Genomic DNA, 6234 nt, shown 5'->3' with positions numbered 1-6234 from the left:
CTCGATGCACACACTCTCGGCAGCCGTGGAGCACCCGGCAATCAGCTGTCGTGCTCATTGCCTTCTGGGGCGAATCGGCCGATTGTGGGAACGGCGTGCATAGCCCGCACCAGATCCGGGCTAGCGAAGCGGGGAAGCCGTCAGATTCCAATCCATGCCGAGCAAGGTGCTCGCCACCAATCCCCTGTGGAGTTGGACCAAGCTTGAAGTGAGCACACAAAACCACATGCTCTGTAATCGCAGCAAAGAGTTCTGACTGATACACCTTGACCAGATTTGGGCCAAGCCATGGGCGACCTGACCAAGGAGCAGGAACAAGCCATCGCGCGGTCAACGATGTATCTGGTCGCAGCACTACTCACCATCCTGATGGTGTTCATCGCCGGACTGTTCCTTTCTGCGGAACTCGACCAGCAAGCCCTGCAGAAAGCCGCAACAGCACAGCAGCTCGCACATCAACCGGAGATCGCTCCTCAAGCCCAGCGGCCATGGACTCCGTGGAGAAGGCACGCTGATCAGCAAACCTAGAGATTCAGCGGTAAAAACCAACCCTCACCGCTAAGTCGAGCCCCGGCCCGCTTCGAGGACCTCTGTTGGGCCGAATGACCAGTGAGGATGGGACTCCAGTCGTCTGGGACTGCCGTTGTCTTGCGTCTCATCCCTGCCGCCCCTGCGTTTGGCTGTGGTCGGCCATGTCGAGTGGGTGGAATTTCTGGCGGTGGATCAGTTGCCCCATCCCGGGACCATTGGCCACGCCCTGCGAACCTTGCAGGAACCTGCTGGTGGTGGTGCCGTCGTTGCTGTGCAGATGGCACGGTTGCAGCAGCAACCTGTCCATTTCTTTACGGCCTTAGGCCGCGATTCGGTCGGCGAAGCCTGCGTCAAGCGGCTTGAAGACCTGGGCCTTGTGGTTCATGTCGCCTGGAGACAGGCGCCAACCCGGCGTGGCATCAGCTTGGTTGATGGGGAGGGGGACCGAGCAATCACCGTGATCGGCGAGCGGCTGACGCCATCACTGGACGATGCGTTGCCCTGGGAGGCCCTCGGCGACTGCGACGGTCTCTTCGTTACTGCAGCTGATGTTCCTTTATTGAAAGCCTGTCGCGCTGCTGCAGTCCTGGCCGCGACTCCGCGGGTGCGTTTGCCTGTGCTTCAAGAGGCCAAGGTTTCCCTCGATGCCCTGATTGGCAGTGGCCTTGATCCCGGTGAGCGGGTGGAGCCGGAGCAGTTGAACCCAGCTCCCCACATGCTGATTCGCACGGAAGGTGCCGCAGGTGGTCTCAGTCTTCCGGGCGGGCGCTATGACCCTTCACCCCTCCCGGGACCATTGGTAGAGAGCTATGGCTGCGGTGACAGCTTTGCGGCGGGGGTGCTCACCGGCCTAGCTGCGCGTTGGACCTTGGCGAAAGCCATCGCCTTGGGTGCCCAGTGTGGTGCCGCCTGTGCGACGCGCTTTGGACCCTATGGCTAGATCATTAGAAAACTGACGGGTTTGAACGTCAAATTCCAGGAGGCCCTGGCGCACGGCAGGAGTTCCAGCCCGCTGAGATGCTTGGAACCATCTACGTCTATGGCGTTTATCTGGCAGAAGAAGATGGGTTGGACTCCTGAAGCTGGCCAGGGGGGCAGATGTTCCTGGCGAACAAGGATGCTCTCTCTTAAAACCGGTGGGCTAACCCAGCAACGTGCATGAATTCCAAAATTGAAAAGGGCCTGATCGGAGCCGCTGTACTTGGAGCTCTTTTTTTGCTGGCGCCTATGGCCAAGCAATCCAAGGAGTTTGTGAACTGCGTCAAGAACTCTGAGGAAGCGATCGTCAAGCTGACTGGAGTTGAGTTCCTCGACAAAGATGGCAAGCCCGGCTTCCTAGAGCGCCCTGTTGCTGTCCATTACTGCAACGGTGGCGACATCACCAACTTCCTGACCTTGTCACACATGACCCATGGCGTTCCGGCAGAGTGAAGAACGCATAATTCTTTTGCTCTAACCAATTGGGTAGTTCAGAACAGATATGGCCTCCGACTACCAAGCGGGGGCTTTTTGAATGCAACTAACCCACCCGAAAGGGCTGGCTATTTTGTTCCCGCAGGCTTCTGATCCTTGCGGACCATTTTGGGGATGCCGCTGATGAAATACTCCAAAACTCTCAGAGAAGCCTCAGAACAAATCCGATGAATGCCATTTAACTGGCTGGGCTGCGAGGCAACACACAGCACCAGACCCAGGAGCCCTTCTCTTCCCTCCTGGGTTTTTTATTGCTTGAGCAATGGGAGGAACACTCAAGCCAATCACGTCTGACCCATGATCCGCTCCACCCGAGTGGATGAAGGAGATGGGCTGGGCTTCTGGGGATGGCTAAGCCGCTATGTCCTGATCGACATAGTCCAGAAAATGAATCACTTTTCTCTCCTTCTTCTCTTGCAAAGCTTCTTTGGCAAGAGTCAGGAGCTGGTTCTCTCTCGCTTTGATGGCAGTTCTCCACCTTTTGGGTTTGGGATTAGTCACATGGAAGGGGGCTGAGAGAGGAGAAGTCCTGAACGGCACATGTCTTTTCAAGCCGCAAGACGCTACTGGGCACATCTAAAAACCTCCCAGATGCGTGATAGTTGTTGATGCAGGTTCGCTAGGATACCGTTTATGTGTATCAATCTGAACTCGTCATTGGCCTGCGCGAGCTAGAAAATTGCCTCAAATGAGAAAAAATTTGTCGGCCATTGATGAATAAACCTTGTCTGCTGTCTTCCAACTGTCAGGGGGACAGAGAAGTCGTGCGCAAAAAGGATTGCGGTTAGGTGGCTATAGGCACGTTTTGCGCGCAAGAGCTCATCAGCAATAAAAAACCGCCCCTTGAGGGACGGCTCTAATACCAGCTGGGGACTGGTTTCTGATCGCATCGGGGAGACAGGATTCGAACCTGCGGCATCTTGCTCCCAAAGCAGCATGGTCCTGTAGTGGTGGACTGAGTTTTTCCAGTCGTAGCCTCAGTTCTAGCAGTGTTTTTGCGTCATGTGCTGTCAGCAGATGTCAGTAGATGCTTGACGCTCACCACACGCTCACCACACAATATTGATAGCAACATGCCTCCAGTCGATTGGCGGTACTTCGCCATACAGAGCCCTGGGTTAAGCCCTTCCGCGACCAAGTACGTGCCTCAACCGCACCTGACTGGTGGGTGCTGAATAACCGTGGACGGATGCGCCTTCAGGTCAAAGGACTGGGCAGCGTTTCCCTGCCTTACTCCTGGACCCTTGAGGGTTCCACGCAAGCCCTGCCCCGTATCCAGCAGATCTTCAAGCGTTGGGCTGGTGGTCAAGTCACCCTTGCCGCTGCTGCACAAAACGCTGACACCAGCAGCAGTCACCAAAAGCTGGACTTCAACGCGTTGTTCGAGAAATATCGGGCGTTTGTTCCCAATGCTGGTGACACCACCTGGAAGACGTTTTATCTGCCAGTCCTGCGCAACTGCGCCAAGGCATTCGACAACCGACCACCAGTTGACGGTGAAGCGTTGGCGATGGTCTGCCTTGCGCAATGGGAACAGGGCTCACGAATGCGCCAGACCTCGCGTCAGAAGCTCTACGGCTTCCTCAACTGGGCGGTGCAACGTGGACACCTCAAGCCCATCTACAGCCCCCCTGCAGCGCTTCCTGAGGTGCTGAAGGCCAAGCGCATTGGATACCCCCTCAGCGACACGCAAATCCTCCAGCTTCTGGACAACCTGCCCGAAGGTGAAACGCATGACCGCTGGCGCTTCGCCATTCAGTTGTGCAGCGTTTACGGGTTAAGACCTGAAGAATTGCGCTACCTCGTCATCAAAGATGGTGTGAGCGGGACAGAACTCTGGACCACCTACCAAAAATCAATGGGTGGCACCAAAGGTCTGAAGACTCCGCCCCGCAGGCTGCACCCGCTTCTGCTGCGTGATGCTGATGGCTCCGCCATCGATTGGAACTTGCAGGCACGGTTGCAGGTAGGCGAACAACTGCCACCGTTGAATCGTGATGGTGATGGCGGGCAAGCCCTCAACCAATACCTGCGCCGCCGTGCCGTGTGGATGGCATTACGGGACGACGCCAAGCAACAGGGCGAACAGCTCACCCCCTATTCCTTCAGGCATCGCTACGCCAAAGGGATGCACGCCGCCAATATCCCCATCGCCAACATCAGCGAGGCAATGGGTCACACCATCGAGGTGCACCTGAAGAGCTACGCCAGGTTCAAGCCCAATGCGACGGCAGACCTTGTGGCAGCCGTCAACGTCTGACTGATTAGCCAGACTCCAGCCCATGCCGAACAAGGACCGCGCCACCAATCCCCCGCCGGAAAAACCGGGTGGTGAGGGCTGGCTGGTGAGTCCTGAACAACAGCTGCTTTGTCAGTTCAAACCCGACTCAGCCACGGTTCATGCGCAGTGGGTTGCAGTGCGCACCTATCGCTGGGTGCCACCACGCCCACCAGTCCCGCAAGCCCGTAGGCGAATGCTTCGCCAAAACGCCATTAAGGCGTGGGACAAGATGCTCAGAACAGGCTAGAGGCGCTGCCCCCCGCCTGTGCGGTAACCAGCAAGCTCACCCAGATCAGAGCTGCTTCTCGTAGGTAACGCCTCGGTAGGTGAGGCTTACAACTTTGTTGATGGCCATTTGAGCTTGCAGTCGGTTGAGGATGTACTCCCCCCCCCCCCTGTACTGCATGAGGTGGATACGCTCAGAACTTTCCGCGACCAACGCACACCACCGGGGAAGCGTGATGAGAGCACTAATTTGCCCGATGAAATCTGTAGCTGGGCAGGAGCTTCAGCGAGGCAACGGAATCGTGCCGGCCTCGGCTGCGAAGTCGCGGGTTCTCATCCCAATGGTCATCGTCCGATAGCGGTGCAAGCTTTAGGCTCCAACATGGCAATGGATACCCGCTGCTTTGCTGGATCGCTCTAATTCCAAAAGAAGTATGAATGGCGCCGAACCAGGCGATAGGGGACCTTCAGCTAACTGAATGTGATCTATATTGGCGTTAACTTGTGAAATTAAGGTGAGCAAGACTAGGTCTAGTATTGTTACATATACCTGCAATGCTGGTCATTACGATCTACCCATGAATGGGGCTTATCAAGTTAAGAGCGCCTCGACGTTTGAAGACGAAAGGCTTAATGCTAGGGCTACAAAAATTCTAAGCCATCTTTATTTTCCAGATGCTGAATGGACTATATGGTGCGATTCAAACCTAAAGTTACTGATAGAACCCGAGGAGCTTTTGGAGTTCTTTGATTACCCTGAAGTAGGAGTTTATGGTCACTTCAAAAGAAATTCTATAAATGATGAAATTGATGCCTGTAAGGCCTCCAAAAAAGATCTTTCGCGCAAGCTTGAATTGCATCGAGATATGCCTGGTAGATTAGCGCTTACTTTTATCGTGATTCGGCGTAATTCTCCTAAAGTTGCAGCTGCTAATAATGCGTGGTGGGCTGAAGTTACAACCAAGAGCCGTAGGGACCAGCTCAGCTTCCCCTACACCTTGGGCCCACTGGCTACGTATCGGGACATTCCGTGCAAGTCGATTCATGCTGCGAGAAGATCTTTTTTAAGTAATCACTTTTTTCGAGTTCCTCACAAGCAGGAATTCGTGGAAGCAGTCAAGATTCATGGCTTAATTGATGGGCAAAGTATCGCAGACAATGAACTAGCGAAGATTCTAAACCGAATGCATGAAAAGCAAAAATTAGGCATACAAGGGATTGAAGTCCCTCAAGTCAATGGTAAATTATTCCAAGAATAGTTTCGCTCGATCATAAGGTCCTTGATAGCATTAAGGGAAAAGCCCAATGCAGTAGCATTCTCTTAAGTCATTCGATAAGAATCAATCCCAGAAAATCTGCATTGTCGCAAGAGCTAATTAAAATCCATGAAATAGTAAGTACTTCAGGTGTCTTTTTATTCGCTGGTAAGTTCACCTCTGTCAAGGCACTTCAGCTCAGTGGATTTACCGCCACCGATTAATCAAGAGCAACTAGCTCTTTGGTAGCCAGGGTCTCGCCTGAAGCGGGGAACACTCAAGGCAGTCACGTTTGACCCATGCCTCAAGACACCCTCATTGCCCTGTTCCTTATGGGGGAGCTAGTGGCAGCACTACGCGCCAATGACCCTGTTGCCTTCAGGCAATGGCTGTCTGGTGGGGTGCAAGAGCCAGTCCAGCAGCAGCTCCTCTACCTCTGACACTCCAAGCTCCTGCGTGCCGTCTGCC

The 6234-nt window shown here is 54.4% G+C and carries 8 protein-coding genes; all 8 read left to right on the top strand.

From position 1 onward, the window contains the following. The first annotated feature begins 288 nt into the window (after window positions 1-288). The 8 genes from Q3Y53_RS12050 (at window position 289) to Q3Y53_RS12015 (ending at window position 6206) form a co-directional block, all read left to right on the top strand. Window positions 289-528, top strand: a complete 240-nt coding sequence (locus Q3Y53_RS12050; protein ID WP_303536403.1) for a hypothetical protein — start codon at window positions 289-291, stop codon at window positions 526-528. A 115-nt stretch (window positions 529-643) separates the two neighbouring features. After that, entirely contained in the window at window positions 644-1471 is an 828-nt protein-coding gene (locus tag Q3Y53_RS12045) for a PfkB family carbohydrate kinase (RefSeq protein WP_303536400.1), read from the top strand. Between the two features lie 218 nt (window positions 1472-1689). Beyond that, the gene (locus Q3Y53_RS12040) at window positions 1690-1962 is read left to right on the top strand and encodes a hypothetical protein (protein WP_303536396.1); all 273 of its coding nucleotides are present in this window, start codon (window positions 1690-1692) and stop codon (window positions 1960-1962) included. Window positions 1963-2301: 339 nt separating this feature from the next. Then, window positions 2302-2520 carry a hypothetical protein gene (locus Q3Y53_RS12035; RefSeq protein WP_226424214.1) on the top strand — a complete coding sequence of 73 codons (219 nt, stop codon included), beginning with the start codon at window positions 2302-2304 and terminating at the stop codon, window positions 2518-2520. Between the two features lie 652 nt (window positions 2521-3172). Beyond that, on the top strand, window positions 3173-4264 hold the full coding sequence (locus Q3Y53_RS12030) for a tyrosine-type recombinase/integrase (RefSeq protein WP_303536393.1): 1092 nt from the start codon (window positions 3173-3175) through the stop codon (window positions 4262-4264). A 22-nt stretch (window positions 4265-4286) separates the two neighbouring features. Further along, a complete protein-coding gene (locus Q3Y53_RS12025) occupies window positions 4287-4532 on the top strand; it encodes a DUF1651 domain-containing protein (protein WP_303536392.1) in 246 nt (81 codons plus the stop codon). A 493-nt stretch (window positions 4533-5025) separates the two neighbouring features. Continuing rightward, a complete protein-coding gene (locus Q3Y53_RS12020; protein WP_303536391.1) occupies window positions 5026-5769 on the top strand; it encodes a glycosyltransferase domain-containing protein in 744 nt (247 codons plus the stop codon). 296 nt (window positions 5770-6065) lie between these two features. Beyond that, window positions 6066-6206, top strand: a complete 141-nt coding sequence (locus tag Q3Y53_RS12015; protein ID WP_303536387.1) for a hypothetical protein — start codon at window positions 6066-6068, stop codon at window positions 6204-6206. Window positions 6207-6234: the final 28 nt, after the last annotated feature.

It is taken from the genome of Synechococcus sp. YX-04-1, from assembly GCF_030546365.1.
Lineage (GTDB): Bacteria > Cyanobacteriota > Cyanobacteriia > PCC-6307 > Cyanobiaceae > Parasynechococcus.
The sequence above is the reverse complement of the archived record's forward strand: the minus strand, read 5'-3'. Positions and strand labels throughout refer to the sequence as shown.